The sequence below is a fragment of the Candidatus Poriferisodalis sp. genome, from assembly GCF_965262965.1.
Taxonomy (GTDB): domain Bacteria; phylum Actinomycetota; class Acidimicrobiia; order Acidimicrobiales; family Poriferisodalaceae; genus Poriferisodalis.
Window position 1 is genome coordinate 3655426 of sequence record NZ_OZ253573.1, and the last position, 12974, is coordinate 3668399.

A 12974-nucleotide genomic window follows, 5' to 3' on the forward strand; every position below is an offset into this window, starting at 1 on the left:
GCGCCTCAACAACGCACTAGGTTACTGCTGTCGGCATCGCCACGGCCTCGAAGAATGCCGCGCGCAAACACCGCGCCGCGCGCCGCCGCGCACTAGACAAGGCAGTGGCAGCACTGCTTTGGTGCATGAGGAGCTCACGCCATGCCCCGCGAGGAGATAACCCCCGAGTCATTCCCGTGGCTGGATACGAGTCGCTACTCGTTCTCACCGGGCATCGAGGCAGCAGGAGCCGCATGGTTGGCGGGTCACACAGCGGGCGAGTTCGACATCGAGTCGGGTCGCATCGTTGTGCGCGGCGACGGGGCGGCACAGGCCGGGGTGTGCTGGGCAAAGATCGAATCGGTCCTCGATGCGGCGGGCCGCGATGTCGGGGATTGTTCCGAAGTCACCGAGTATGTGACGGTCGCAGGGTCGCCTGACCGCGATGCAATCGCAGCACAGCGACCGCACGGCCTCGGAGGCGCAGTCGGCGGCGCTCGGATGTCGACGTTCGTCGTCGAATCGCTGGTGCGGCCCGATGCGCTCGTCGAGGTCGAGGTGGTGGCAGGCCTCGCGAACGGCCTCGTGCGCGTCCCGCAGGTGCTCCCGCTCGACGAGGACGGCGAGGTCGTGCTGCCGGGCGACTTTGCCGGCCAGTGCGAATGGGTGCTCGAAGAGGCCGGTCGGCGCCTCGAACCGCATGGTTTCGATCTCAGCCATGTCGTACGGGTGATCCAGCAGACCACCGCGGCGACTCGACGCCAGTACAACGAAGGTGCAGCGGCTCGCCGGCGCTTGCTCGGCCCGCAATTCCCGTCATCGACCGGTCTGTTGATGCCCGAGCTTCCGCATCCCGACGTGCTTGTCGCCTTGGACGTCTGGGCGTCGTCGGAGCCCAAATCGGTCGTGCCGTACCTCCAAGATGCCTACGCCTCGCTCACCTTCAGCCCGGCTGTCGCGGCTGGGGGGCTGTTGTTCATCTCCGGCACGACGGCGTTCGACCTTTCGAGCGGCGAAACAGTCGCCGAGGGCGACATCGGCGGCCAGGCCGAATTCGTGTACGGCGAGATCGGCAAGATCTGCGAGATGGCGGGCACCTCGCTCGACAACCTCGTCAAGACGGTGGAGTACGTGACTCCAGACGGCGTCGAGAACTATCGCGATGTCGGAGCGGTTCGCCAGAACGCACTTGGCCGTCCGTTCCCTGTCTCCACGGGCGTCGTGGTCTCCGGCTTGCTCAGCCGCCGGTGGCTGATCGAGGTAGAGGCCGTCGCCGTCATTCCGTGATGGGCCAAACCGATGAGCCAGACCGCACGGTTCGGTTCGCGGGTGTGTCGTGAGCAGTCTTCTCACTGACGGCGTGCGGGCAGCGCTCGGCACCGTGGTCTCGTACACCGCGCCCGAGCCGCTGAGCCGGGCGTCGATCCGGTATTTCGCCACTGCGATCGGAGCCGATCCCGACCGCTGGCGCGACGAAGCCCCGCCCACGCTCATCTGCGAGACAGCGCAGCTGACGGGCCGATCCGCGCCGGACGGAAGCTTCTACCTAGGCCACACCTGGGAACTGCCGCTGCCGGTGCCGTGCGCCATGTTCCGGGGCGGCAACGACTACCGCTTCTGGCGGGCGGCGCGACCGGACGACGTGATCCACACCACTTGGCGTCTCACCAATGCCGTTGAACGGCAGGACAGCGCGGGCGATCCCTTGCTGTTCGTCACTGCCGAGGCGGCCTACCGCGCCGGAGGTGCCGCCGACGAGGGAGATCTCATCGCCACCAACACCGAGACGATGATCTACCGCCCGCGTGACCGTGCCGAGACGGCGCAGGTGTCCGCCGACAGGCCTGGCTCCGGCTCCGATCCGACGGATACCGAAGATGCCTCAGAAGCTGCCGCGCAGGAGGCCGGGCTCGGCATCGCCCCGCAAGCGACCGTCGAGCGACCAGCCGTCGAGCGACCAGCCGTCGGGACCAACCTTGCGCCGCTGGTGCGGCGCATTGGATTGCCCGACATGGTCGCCTATGGCGCTGCCACGTGGGACTGGCACCGGCTCCACTACGACCCTGCGTTTGCGCAACGGGCAGGCGCCGCGGCACCGCTGGTGGACGGCCAGATGCTCGGTGCTCTGCTTGGGGAACAGGTGCTCCGCTTCGCTGGATCACACGCTCGCTTGGCGCGCCTTGTGTACCGCAATCGCGCTCCGGTCCTGGCCGGGCAGACGGTTGTCTGCTCAGGCACGGTCGCAACTGCCGATGACGCCGGCTTCAGCGTCGATCTGTCTGTGTCGGTAGGCGACAACGCCGTCGTAGCACCCGCATTCGCTCAACTGGTCTGGTGAGGGCCGCCGTAACCTTGTGACAGGAGCCGTCTCCAAAGGAGCGCTCGGGTGACGATCAGCGACGACGAGCTTCGTATGCGGTTACGGCTCGGTGAGGATTCCTTGTGGGAGTTCAAGGAGTTCAGGTTCCGCGAAGATCGGCCCGTGTCTCCGAGTCGTGACGACCTCGCCAATGAGATCGGCGCGTTTGCGAACGCGCACGGCGGCACGCTCCTGTTGGGCGTGACGGACGACGGGACCGTACAAGGCATGACGCGGTCACAACTTCAGCGCGTTGATGCGTTGGTGGTTGAAGTGTGCCGAAACTCCATCGAGCCCCCGCTCGAAGTCGAAGTTCACAAGATGGAACTGGATGGCGCCGCCTTCGTTGTTGTGGAAGTTCCCGCCGGCCCGGCACAGCATCAGAGCAAGGGCCTCAGCTTTGTGCGCGTTGGCGGCTCCAAGCAGCAGATGACTGGCGACGAACGCTTGCGGCTGGCGCAGCGTCGGTCGCAGGCTCGATACATGTGGTTCGACGAGCAACCGGTCGAGGGTTCCGGATTTGCGAGCCTCCAGCCCGAGCTATGGGAGCCATTGGTGAGTGCGCGCAATGCGGCTGACCCTGTACAAGCGCTCGTGAAGCTGGGAGTCCTATCCGAAGACGCCGACGGTGTCATGCGGGCGACCGTGGCGGGAGTGCTGCTGTGCTGCACCGCCCCCCACGAGCGGTTGTCGCAAGCACGCATCACCGCAACCCGTTACGAGGGCACATCGAGGTCGTCCGCGCAGGCTGACAGCCGCGAAATCATCGGTCCACTGAATGTGCAGATCGCCGATGCCATGGCATTCGTGCGCAGGCACAACCGCGTCGCGGCGCGCAAGACTCCCGCGCGTGTCGACGTTCCTGAGTACAGCGCCGCAGCGGTTTTCGAAGCGGTCGTCAACGCAGTTGTGCACCGTGACTACTCGATCGCAACGAGCGCGATTCGGCTCATGATGTTCGACGACCGCCTCGTGATTTACTCGCCAGGCTCGCTGCCGAACAACCTCACGCTCGACAGCATGGACTCACGGCAGATGGATCGAAATCCGACGATTGCCTCAATCATTCAGAGGATCGAGGTCGGAGATATCCATGGTGCCCAAGAGCGTCGTTACTTCGTTGAACGGCGCGGTGACGGTGTGCCCACTATCCGCAACGAAACCTGGGCGACCAGCGGCAAACAGGCCACGTACCGCCTCGTCGATGACACGGACCTTGAGCTGACGATTCCTGCGGCTCGGTTGGAGCGGACCGCTGCGTCAGCGGTGGTGACGGTCTACGGCGACGCGGTGCCGCTGCATGGTGTGGAGATCCTGACACTGTTTCCGAATAGGACGTGGAAGCGATCCGTTACCGACCGTTACGGCGAAGCTGTGCTCGACCTGTACGCGACGCACCTGCCAATGACGGTCTTCGCCGCTGGTGCGGGCTGTGCCGCAGGCCGCGTGGAGCGCTGGGTGCCCGCTGATGGCGCGTTGAGTATGGAATTGGACAGTCACGCGGACGGCGGATCGGTGATCTTCGAAGAGTCGTCCGGGCACGTCCCCGGTCTGATCGGTCGCCTAAATCCGATTCTGGACTCAATTGGACGCACGTACATCTACGCCTCGAACATTGCGGTCGAACACGGCAAGCAGCAACCGGTTCATCTTGCCCTCGGCGAGCCGCTCGACATGGTCGATGCCGATGGCAACCGGTTTGAGGTCACCGTCGTGGACATCGTCGGCCGATCCGCACTCCTCGAGTATCGACGCGCCCAAACTGCCTGAACCAGCCGTTCACGCTGGCCTGCACGACCCGACCTGAGCGGAAACAGCGACCTAGCATCGGGCGCCGCAGAACCAGCAGTGATCCGGACGAAGGGGGCAGGGCGTGGACTTCACCATGAGCGATGAGCAGGCGCTGATCGTGGACACGGTCCGGCGGTTCGTGGAGGCCGAGATCCTGCCGCTTGAGGCCGAACTGGACCCCGACGCCGGCGAGCTGGCGCCCGACGACGCCGCACGCCTGACCCAGATGACCCGTGACATGGGCTTCTACGGCCTCGACATCCCCGCCGAATACGGCGGGCCGGGCCTCGACACCACGACACGGGCGCTGATGGCCATTGAGATGTCCAAGCACCGCGCCGGGCTCTACAACCCGTGCTACGGCGTCTTCGGGGGAGCCGGGCTGGCCCAGCTCTACGAGGCGACCGACGCCCAGAAGGAACGCTGGTTGTATCCAACGCTGCGCGGCGAGAAGATGGGGTGCTTCGCCCTGACCGAGCCGTCGGGCGGCTCCGACCCTGGCCGGGCGATCCACACCCGGGGGTTCAAGGACGGCGATGAGTGGGTGCTCAACGGCTCGAAGCTGTTTATCTCGGGTGCCGACAAGGCCGACTACGCCCTGCTGTTCGCCCGCACCTCCGATGATCCTGGCCGCAACGGTGTGACAGCGTTCATCGTGGACACCGACACGCCGGGCTTCTACGTACGGCGAGTGGTGCACACGCTGCGCGCCACCCGCTACGCGACCGAGCTCGAGTTTGTGGACATGCGCGTGCCCGAAGACCAGGTGCTCGGGGAGGTGAATGGCGGTTTCGCCATCGCCAATGACCGGCTCAGTCGCCAGCGCATCCCGTATGCGGCGGGCTGTCTGGGGCCGGCGATCATGGCGCAGGAGATGGCGATCGAGTGGGCCCGAAGCCGAGAGACGTTCGGTTCGCTTCTCGCTGAGAAGCAGGCCGTCCAGTGGATGATCGTGGACAACGAGATCGACATCCGCCACGGCCGCTGGTGCGTGCTCGAAGCCGCCCAGAAGGCTGACCGGGGCGAGCGGTTCCGCACCGAGGCGGCCATGGCCAAGCTGGTGGCCTCCGAGGCTGCGGGTCGGGTCGTCGACCGCTGCATCCAGATCCATGGAGGCATCGGCGTCACCAAGGACCTGCCGCTGGAGCGCTGGTACCGCGAGCTGCGCATCCGCCGCATCGGCGAGGGCCCCAGCGAGGTGCAGCGACTGATCATGGCCCGCGACATCCTCGGCGGCAGCTTCAAGTGACGGGGGAGAGCCCCCGTGCGCTGCCGCTCGACGGCATCACGGTGCTCGATCTCGGGCAGATCTACCAGGGCCCGTACGCCGGGTTCCTGCTGGCGATGTCGGGGGCCAGGGTCATCAAGGTGGAGCCCGTGCGCGGGGAGGCGCTGCGGTCGCGTCTCCATTCGCTGCCCTATGCCATGCTCAATTCTGCCAAGGAGGCCGTTTCGCTCAATCTCAAGTCGCCTCGTGGCCGCGGGTTGTTCCTGCAGCTCGCAACGGCCGCCGACGCGGTCCTGTGCAACTTCGCTCCGGGCGTGCCCGAACGGCTGGGCATCGACGCCCCCACCCTGTGGGAGACCAACCCGCGGCTCGTGTTCGCGCAGGCCAGCGGCTATGGCCTCGACGGACCGGATTCGCAGCGAACAGCCATGGACCTGACCGTGCAGGCACACATGGGCTCGATGAGCATCACCGGCTTTCCCGATCAGCCTCCGACCAAAGCCGGCGCTGCGTTCGTGGACTTCCTGGGCGGATCGCATCTGTACGGGGCGGTGGTGACGGCGCTGTTCGAGGCGCAACGCACCGGCGTGGGCCGCATGGTGTCGACCTCGATGGCCGAGGCCGCCTACTTCACGCTCACAACCTCGCTGCAGTCCTGGCATTTGCGCGGCACGTCTGAGCGAACCGGAAATCGCAATGCCGCGATGAGCGTGGCGCCCTCGAACGTGTACTCGTGCAGCGACGGGCACATCGCCCTCATCGCCGCAGCCGACCGTCACTGGCGCTCGGTGCTCGAAGTGATCGGACGAGCGGATCTGGTTGGCGATGAGCGCTACCGCCGCAATGGGGACCGAGCAGCTCGTATCGACGAAGTGGATGAGCTGGTGTCGAGTTGGACGTCGAAGCGGACCCGGGCAGAAGTGGCTGCGGCATTCTCCAGCGCTGGGGTGCCTACCGCCGAGGTCCGGGACCTGCCCGAGATCGTGCATGACGACCACCTGAACGAGCGCGGCTTCCTACAGTGGACTGAGCACGACGGACTCGGTGAGATCCCGCTGCCGCACAGCCCGCTGCGTTGGCACGATTCCGAGATGCGGTCCCTCACCGAGAGCCGATCGGTCGGCGCCGACAACGAAGCGGTGTACAGCGAGTTCTGCGGTCTCGACGCTGACGATCTGGCGGCGCTGGCCGCTGACGGCGTGATCTGACCGGCGCAGGGCTGGCCACCGCCTAGAGCCTGAGCGGATGGGCGGCGACGCCCGGCAGCACAGACGGCCTGGACTTTGCGCAGAAATGCCGCCACAGACGGCAAATTTGCACACAGAAGGCGTAACAGCAACTTTCCGAGACGTCACCTATCCGGGTGGCCCCATAGTTGACCAGCACCTATCTGACCAGCCCAGCGGCGCACCTCAGGCAGGACTGAGACGGCCGACTCGCTGCGCCTGATCCCGCTGGGGCTCGGGCAATTCGCGGTGGTCGGCGAGGTGCAGCATCAGCAGTTCGTCCCAGCGGCTGCGGTAGTTCGACGTGAACTCGCACCGGAATTGGGAGGCAGCGGGGCCGAACTGCTCCATTTCATGCCGGAGCGCGGACTGCATGCCGAACAGCTCACGGGCACCGGCGAAGCCGACCGACAGCACCGTGCCACCCGCATCGGCCACGTGGTACACACCGAGTTGCGAAGGCAGCGCTTCGATCGCCTCGTCGTCGAGACGTTGCCACGGCTTGTCGAGTCGGATTCCCATAGTTGCTCCCTGCCTGGCCGGCTCGATGCTTGCCAGTTGCCCGTCCGCTGCCCGATCGCTGCGTGGCTTGCCAGATGCCTGCCAGTTGCCCGCCCGCTAGGCCGCGGCCGCCGGTACGTGGGCAGCCGTGCCCATCAGGTCCTCGAAGTTCAGCCGGAAGAAGCGTTCTTGGACATCGGCAGGCAGGTGCTGCACTTCGCGGTCGAAGCGTCGGAGCGGGTTGCGGCCGCCCTCCACGTGGGGGAAATCGGAGCTGAACATGCAGATCTCGGGATCTGAGTTCTCGATGATCCAGCCGGTGGGTTCGGTGGGGTAGGGCGTGACCCGCACTTGGCGCCGGACGTACTCCGACGGGCGCAGGCTGAGCTTGCCCAAGCGCTGCTCGTGCCGTTCGAAGGCGTCGAACGCAGCCTCGAGCTGACGCAAGAAGCCGGGCAGCCACACCGCTCCCAGCTCGATCACGCCGATCTTCAACGCAGGAAATCGCTCCAACACCCCGTCGAAGATCAGCATGGACAGCGCTTGGAGCGGGGCGGCGCAGATCGCCATGTACGACACGGAGCGGAAGTTCTCTCCGCCGCCATGGAAGTCAGGCTCGGGCGGCAGGCCGTTGTTGCGATGCTGCGGCGGCATCACCAGTTCGGGAATGCCGACATGCATCACGACCGGGATGCCGGCTTCTTGGGCCGCAGCCCACACCGGGTCGAAGCCCACGTGGCTGTGGGCGTGGAGCTTGGGCATCCGGTTCGGGATGAGGAGTGCCGCTGCGCCGTCGTCGATGGTCTGGCGGGCGTGCGGGCCCGCATGGGAGATCGATTGCAGCGGCACCGAGCACACCGGGAGCAGGCGCGGATCGCCTGAGCAGAACGCGATCTGCGCACGGTTCGCCGCCGTTGCGGTGGCGTAGGTGAGATCGGGTTCGGCTTGGTGCTCCATCTCTTCGATGAGCGTGTTCGGCATGGAGGGGAAGATGAGTTGGCTGGAGAACCCCAGATCGTCGAGCGCTTGGGAACGATCGGCGGGATCCCAGGCGCCGGGCGCCAGGTAGTTCTTGCGCAGCATCACCTCGTCGGCGGCCCCGGCGCGGAATTCAGGGTCGGCCTGGCGAGAGCGGGCCTTCTCGATGTCGGTGAGCGCCTTTTCGTTGTCGCCGATGGAGAAGTGGTCGAGCGCGTAGCGGACAACCTCGGCCGAGGCGAATGGCTCCAGCCACTCCGGGGGCTCCATGGTGTGGGCGTCAGCGTCGTGGATGATCCTGTCCTCGACGTAGGCCATGGCAGTTCCCCCTGATTCCCCTGCGGCGCGCTCGACGTTATCTGGCCGCCCGCCGTCGCTTCCGGGTACGGACCGGCTGCGATCGGGCGGTCGTTGGCGGCGTGTGAGGTCAGGCCGCGCCCGGCTGGCGCGCGCTCAGTTCTTGTGGAGTTCGGGGTTGATGCCTTCCCAGCGGGAGGGGTCGGCGACGCGCATCTCGATTGCGCCCGTCGTGCTGTTGCGGATGAGCAGCATGCCTGAGCGGCCTGAGATGTCTCGGCCCTTCACGACTGAGCCGTCGGGAAGCGTGATGCGGCTGCCCGCTGTGACGTACAGGCCAGCCTCAACCGTGCAGTAGTCGCCGAGCGCGATGCCGATGCCCGAGTTGGCGCCCAGCAGGCAGTGCTCGCCCACCGACACGATCTCCTTGCCGCCGCCCGACAGCGTGCCCATGGTGGACGCGCTGCCGCCGAGGTCCGAGTGCGCCCCCACGACCACGCCGGCAGAGATGCGCCCCTCGACCATGGCGGGGCCGAGCGTGCCGGCGTTGAAATTGACAAAGCCTTCGTGCATGACGGTGGTGCCGTCGGCGAGATGGGCACCCAGCCGCACCCGATCGGCGTCGGCGATGCGAACTCCCGACGGGATGACGTAGTCCACCATGCGCGGAATCTTGTCGACCGCGGTGACCGTGACGGGCTGGCCGACACTGGCGGCGGCCGTGCGAAGTGCGTCGACTCGATCGGGCAGTACGGGTCCGGCGCTGGTCCACGCGCAGTTGGTGAGCAGGCCGAACAGCCCGTCTAGGTTCGCTTCGTGCGGCCGGATCTCGCGGCGGCTCAGCAGGTGCAGGCGCAGGTAGGCATCGGTGAGGTCGGCGGGCGGAACGGCAAGGTCGTCGATGGTGACGGTCACGGTCTCGCCGACGTTGACGCCGAGTTCAACCGCCAGGCATGACCGGGCCGGCGGCGCATCGGCGCTGGCTCCTGCAGGGAACCAGGCGTCAAGCCGCGTACCCGATGCGACATCCAGATAGCTGTGTCCAACGGCGCTGATGCTGCCCGAGTTGCTCATGGGCGCATCCTGCCATCGCAAGCCGCAAACCCGTCGCCCGCGGCTTCCCGTTTCAGTCGCACGGACCGCGATCTTCGAAGTTTGGCGTGCACATATGCTCGGCTCGGTGGGTCGTCAGCAACATGTGAGGGCAGTGAGGCACCTGCCGACGTTGTCGATAGCGGCTCTCGCCTTCTGGGCCCTCGTGGGCTGTGGCGGCAGTCGCAACCGCAGGCCCGCACGTCCTCGCGCTGGTGTCGTCATTCGTGTTCTTAGACCTCAAGGCACTCCTGTTGGATCGTGGCCTGATTTCAGCCGGAACGCGTGCCAGCAGCATCTTGATCGAGGGCGATGAGCTCGGCGTCACGCTGCACGACTGGTCTTGGGTGGACGACTCGGATCCCGGACGTTCGCCGCAGGGGCCCGAAGCTGAGCTGATCTTCACCATCGATGAACTTGATCTGTCGGCTGAGCAGCGCTCGATCCGTCATTGATTGGAGGTCGGGTCAGCAACACAGCACTGGAACCCGATGGCACCGCGTGGCTGATCAGTACTGGGTGGATTCAATCGGTCGTCGCAACACCGGCCTGTTGGAGTGAGAGGAGGTGTTCGTTGAGGGCTTCGGCTGGGGTTTGCCAGTTGAGGGTTTTGCGGGGTCGGGTGTAGAGGGCGTGAGCGACAAACGATGACACGGGACACAGCCGATCTCGAACCGGTACTCGGCCGTTGCTCGTGGACTACGTGATCGCTCTGGCACATCGATTCGACCGGCCACCAAGCAACTCCAGCGCCAGCAGCACCGAATTCCCAGCCTCTACGCCCGGAACGAATCGCTGGTTTGTCGCCCGCGTGCGGTGAGTCGGAGCGGTTGGCGCTGAGTTGGAAAAATCGGTGTTACATGTAACGCAGGGCGGCTAGCGTGCGATCCATGGCACGGGCACGAGACACGTCTTCGGTTACAGATCGCGTCGGCAAGCACCGCAAGCGGCTTCGCGATCAAGGCTCTCGACCGATCCAGCTGTGGGTGCCCGACACTCGTCGCCCCGAATTCGCCGAGGAGGCGCGACGGCAGTCGGAAGCCATTGCAGGCAGCGAGCACGCTGCCGACGATCAGGCGTTTATCGACGCATTGTCTGATCCGGACGAATGAGACGCGGGGACATCTGGACTACTGCAGGCAGCCGCGGCTACATGGGCAAGCCGCGTCCAGCCGTGATCATCCAGGACGACCGCTTCGATGCGACGGACTCGGTGACAATTTGCGCGTTCACGACCGACCCGACTCCTGCGCCTTTGATGCGGCTGCCCGTCGAACCCGATGCCGACAACGGCCTAGACCGACGTTCCAGCCTGATGGTTGACAAGATCACGACAGTGTCCCGCTCCCGCCTCTGCGAGCGCATCGGCAGTCTCGCTGAACGCGATATGACGAGACTCGGGCGCGCACTCGTTGTCTTCGTCGGTCTCGCTGGCAACAGCTCCCAAAAGGAATAGGACGACGTCAAGGCGGCTGCTCTTCGTGCTCGTGGGAGCCGTCGTGCTTTCGAGCTTGGCGGGCTGTGGCCGCGGCGAGTCCGGAGATCGCAGCGGTGCGAACGGCGAGGCGACTTCCGGCGAAGAATTCGCGCCGGCCGCTTCCGACGTGCGCACCACTCAGCCCGCCGACGATGCTCCGTCGGCACTTGCTAAGGCCGCTGGGGACAGCTCGGACACACCGCGACCGAGGCAGCCGAGACGCCCCCCGACTCGGAGTGGCTGAGCGACAGTTGGGTGTTCACGTCCGGGGACCGCATGGTGATAGCTACACAGAGCCAGCTCGAGTCGGGTCTTGCGAATCCTGCGCGCTTCGAGGTACGCGTCAGGCTGTACGCCGGCGACGGCCCCTCGCTCAGCCAGGTGGCTGAGTATGAGGACTGGATCGCAGCCGGGGCGGCAACACAAGGCGGCTTTGCGCTCGTGCTGCGCAACGTCGACAGCGACACGCGGCTGCTGACGTCGTCCGACGGTCTCGTCTGGAGCGCCGAGGTGTTGCAGAAATCGTCCGCAGACGAGACCCCGGTTGACTATGCGGTGGACGCTGACGGCGCCGTTTGGGCAGAAGGCCTGATTGGGGGAGGGGCGCACATCACCCGCTATCGACCCGGCGAGGCGCCCGCCGAACTGGCGTACTTCGAGGGTGGCGACGTACTGCGAGGCATGACCATCGGAGCTGCGGGCTTTGCAACCCGGGCTTTGATTTTCACGGTCACCGACAGTGGAGAACTTCGATCCGGTGCTGGTGAGCTAGTGGGATCCCACTGAGGGCAGTGACGAACCGGAGGTGTTGGTTCGTCGTGCGCACCGGGTGTTCATTGCCCGGGTGCCCTGACCCCCTGGCGGCGGGTTCCGATAGTTTCGGGGCATGAAGACACCTTTGTGCGAGACGCTGGGCTGCGACGTGCCGATCGTGGCGTTCACCCATTGCCGGGACGTGGTGGCGGCAGTGACCAAGGCGGGCGGCTTCGGCGTGCTCGGCGCAGCGGGGCACACGCCCGAACAGCTCGACATCGACATGGCCTGGATCGTCGACGAGGTGGGTGGCCGCCCCTTCGGCGTGGACATCATCGTGCCGGCGAAATACGAGGGCAAGACCGAGGGCGAGCTGTCGGTGAAGGACCTCAAGGCGATGATCCCGCCGCAGCATCGCCAATTCCTTGACGACATGATGGAGCGCTACGACGTGCCGCCGTTGCCCGCTGATGACACGCCGGGCGCAATCGCCGGCGACTCCGAGCCGCCGATGACCTACGCCCAGGCGGTGCCGCTCATGGACGTGGCGTTCTCGTATCCGATCAAGCTGGCCGTGAACGCACTCGGACCGCCACCGCCGGACATGATCGAGCGGGCACACGAGGACGGCGTGCTCGTCGGTGCGCTGGCCGGCAAGAAGGTGCACGCCGAGCGGCACGTGGCGGCCGGCGTCGACATCGTCATCGCACAGGGCCACGAGGCCGGTGGCCACACCGGCGACATCGCCACGATGGTGCTGGTGCCCGAGGTGGTCGACGCCATTGCCCCGGTGCCCGTTCTCGCAGCGGGCGGCATCGGCAACGGCCGCCAGGTCGCTGCAGCACTCGCACTCGGCGCACAGGGCGTGTGGTGCGGCTCGGTATGGCTCACCACCCAAGAGGCCGAGACGCACCCGATCGTGAAGGAGAAGTTCCTGGCCGCAGGATCGTCCGACACGCTGCGGTCGCGCTCTCGCACCGGCAAGCCAGCCCGCCAGCTTCGCTCGGCGTGGACCGACGAATGGGAAGGCGAGAATTCACCGGGAACGCTGCCCATGCCCCTGCAACCGATGCTCATCGGCGCAGCCAGCCGCCGAATTGACCGGGCAGCCATGAACCCCTCCAACAAGGGCGCCGTCGAGCTGGCGAACTACTTCGTCGGCCAGGTGGTCGGGCAGCTCAACGAGTCCATTTCGGCCACGCGGGTCGTGGAAGAGATGATCAGCGAGTACCTCGACGTGATGGATCGCTTCGAGCAGCTCAACTCCTAGCTCGCAGCCGCGTACGAAAGGAA

Annotated in this window: 13 protein-coding genes; 10 read left to right on the forward strand and 3 right to left on the reverse strand. The window is 66.1% G+C overall.

Going from position 1 to position 12974, the window contains the following annotated elements; all coding sequences use genetic code 11:
• Positions 1-141 precede the first annotated feature (141 nt).
• The 5 genes from ACQY5K_RS17465 (at position 142) to ACQY5K_RS17485 (ending at position 6565) form a co-directional block, all read left to right on the forward strand.
• On the forward strand, positions 142-1266 hold the full coding sequence (locus ACQY5K_RS17465) for a RidA family protein (protein WP_428117983.1): 1125 nt from the start codon (positions 142-144) through the stop codon (positions 1264-1266).
• A 49-nt stretch (positions 1267-1315) separates the two neighbouring features.
• A complete protein-coding gene (locus ACQY5K_RS17470; protein WP_428117986.1) occupies positions 1316-2317 on the forward strand; it encodes a hypothetical protein in 1002 nt (333 codons plus the stop codon).
• Between the two features lie 48 nt (positions 2318-2365).
• Positions 2366-4108 (forward strand): RNA-binding domain-containing protein, encoded by a 1743-nt coding sequence (locus ACQY5K_RS17475; RefSeq protein ID WP_428117989.1) that lies wholly within the window; start codon positions 2366-2368, stop codon positions 4106-4108.
• Between the two features lie 103 nt (positions 4109-4211).
• Positions 4212-5378, forward strand: coding sequence for an acyl-CoA dehydrogenase family protein (locus ACQY5K_RS17480; RefSeq protein ID WP_428117992.1), 1167 nt, complete (start codon positions 4212-4214; stop codon positions 5376-5378).
• Positions 5375-6565 (forward strand): CaiB/BaiF CoA transferase family protein, encoded by a 1191-nt coding sequence (locus tag ACQY5K_RS17485; protein ID WP_419920754.1) that lies wholly within the window; start codon positions 5375-5377, stop codon positions 6563-6565. The genes ACQY5K_RS17480 and ACQY5K_RS17485 overlap by 4 nt, the downstream gene beginning before the upstream one ends.
• A gap of 204 nt (positions 6566-6769) precedes the next feature.
• Here ACQY5K_RS17485 and ACQY5K_RS17490 read toward each other — a convergent pair whose 3' ends face one another.
• The 3 genes from ACQY5K_RS17490 to ACQY5K_RS17500 all read right to left on the reverse strand — a co-directional run bounded on the left by ACQY5K_RS17490 (position 6770) and on the right by ACQY5K_RS17500 (position 9433).
• Positions 6770-7105, reverse strand: coding sequence for a DUF7508 domain-containing protein (locus ACQY5K_RS17490; RefSeq protein ID WP_428117995.1), 336 nt, complete (start codon positions 7103-7105; stop codon positions 6770-6772).
• Between the two features lie 96 nt (positions 7106-7201).
• Positions 7202-8380 carry an amidohydrolase family protein gene (locus tag ACQY5K_RS17495; protein ID WP_428117998.1) on the reverse strand — a complete coding sequence of 393 codons (1179 nt, stop codon included), beginning with the start codon at positions 8378-8380 and terminating at the stop codon, positions 7202-7204.
• Between the two features lie 135 nt (positions 8381-8515).
• Entirely contained in the window at positions 8516-9433 is a 918-nt protein-coding gene (locus tag ACQY5K_RS17500; RefSeq protein ID WP_428118001.1) for a DapH/DapD/GlmU-related protein, read from the reverse strand.
• A gap of 191 nt (positions 9434-9624) precedes the next feature.
• On the opposite strand from ACQY5K_RS17500, the gene ACQY5K_RS17505 reads away from it, so the two are divergent.
• The 5 genes from ACQY5K_RS17505 to ACQY5K_RS17525 all read left to right on the forward strand — a co-directional run bounded on the left by ACQY5K_RS17505 (position 9625) and on the right by ACQY5K_RS17525 (position 12951).
• Positions 9625-9906, forward strand: a complete 282-nt coding sequence (locus ACQY5K_RS17505) for a hypothetical protein (RefSeq protein ID WP_428118003.1) — start codon at positions 9625-9627, stop codon at positions 9904-9906.
• A 435-nt stretch (positions 9907-10341) separates the two neighbouring features.
• Positions 10342-10563, forward strand: coding sequence for an antitoxin MazE family protein (locus tag ACQY5K_RS17510; RefSeq protein ID WP_428118006.1), 222 nt, complete (start codon positions 10342-10344; stop codon positions 10561-10563).
• On the forward strand, positions 10560-10907 hold the full coding sequence (locus ACQY5K_RS17515; protein ID WP_428118009.1) for a type II toxin-antitoxin system PemK/MazF family toxin: 348 nt from the start codon (positions 10560-10562) through the stop codon (positions 10905-10907). Before ACQY5K_RS17510 ends, ACQY5K_RS17515 begins: the two co-directional genes overlap by 4 nt.
• 276 nt (positions 10908-11183) lie before the next feature.
• The gene (locus tag ACQY5K_RS17520; RefSeq protein ID WP_428118011.1) at positions 11184-11714 is read left to right on the forward strand and encodes a hypothetical protein; all 531 of its coding nucleotides are present in this window, start codon (positions 11184-11186) and stop codon (positions 11712-11714) included.
• Between the two features lie 100 nt (positions 11715-11814).
• Positions 11815-12951, forward strand: coding sequence for a nitronate monooxygenase (locus tag ACQY5K_RS17525; RefSeq protein ID WP_419920745.1), 1137 nt, complete (start codon positions 11815-11817; stop codon positions 12949-12951).
• Positions 12952-12974: the final 23 nt, after the last annotated feature.

Excerpts from the sequence above, each read along its gene's own strand:
- ACQY5K_RS17465 (WP_428117983.1), top strand. The coding sequence starts at position 142 with ATGCCCCGCGAGGAGATAACCCCCGAGTCATTCCCGTGGCTGGATACG.
- ACQY5K_RS17490 (WP_428117995.1), bottom strand. The coding sequence starts at position 7,105 with ATGGGAATCCGACTCGACAAGCCGTGGCAACGTCTCGACGACGAGGCG.
- ACQY5K_RS17495 (WP_428117998.1), bottom strand. The coding sequence starts at position 8,380 with ATGGCCTACGTCGAGGACAGGATCATCCACGACGCTGACGCCCACACC.
- ACQY5K_RS17500 (WP_428118001.1), bottom strand. The coding sequence starts at position 9,433 with ATGAGCAACTCGGGCAGCATCAGCGCCGTTGGACACAGCTATCTGGAT.
- ACQY5K_RS17510 (WP_428118006.1), top strand. The coding sequence starts at position 10,342 with ATGGCACGGGCACGAGACACGTCTTCGGTTACAGATCGCGTCGGCAAG.
- ACQY5K_RS17515 (WP_428118009.1), top strand. The coding sequence starts at position 10,560 with ATGAGACGCGGGGACATCTGGACTACTGCAGGCAGCCGCGGCTACATG.
- ACQY5K_RS17525 (WP_419920745.1), top strand. The coding sequence starts at position 11,815 with ATGAAGACACCTTTGTGCGAGACGCTGGGCTGCGACGTGCCGATCGTG.